The organism is Neisseria sp. P0001.S005 (genome assembly GCF_051963715.1).
In genome coordinates this window covers 1-341 of the sequence record NZ_JBQCTZ010000839.1, presented here as the reverse complement: position 1 = coordinate 341, position 341 = coordinate 1, and the positions used below count along the sequence as shown (strand labels likewise).

Genomic DNA, 341 nt, shown 5'->3' with positions numbered 1-341 from the left:
ACTGTGCCGGTAGGTAAAGGTACATTGGGTCGTATTGTCGACGTATTGGGTACGCCTGTTGATGAAGCAGGTCCGATTGATACCGACAAGAGCCGTGCCATTCACCAAACTGCTCCAAAATTCGACGAGTTGTCTTCAACTACCGAATTGTTGGAAACCGGTATTAAAGTGATCGACTTGCTGTGTCCGTTTGCTAAGGGCGGTAAAGTAGGTCTGTTCGGTGGTGCCGGTGTGGGCAAAACCGTGAACATGATGGAATTGATCAACAACATCGCCAAAGCGCACAGCGGTCTGTCCGTGTTCGCAGGTGTGGGTGAACGTACCCGTGAAGGTAACGACTT

The 341-nt window shown here is 50.4% G+C and carries 1 pseudogene; it reads left to right on the top strand.

Annotated elements, in window-relative coordinates:
- A pseudogene (locus ACTHSP_RS23130) lies at positions 1-341 on the top strand (F0F1 ATP synthase subunit beta); the annotation flags it as partial.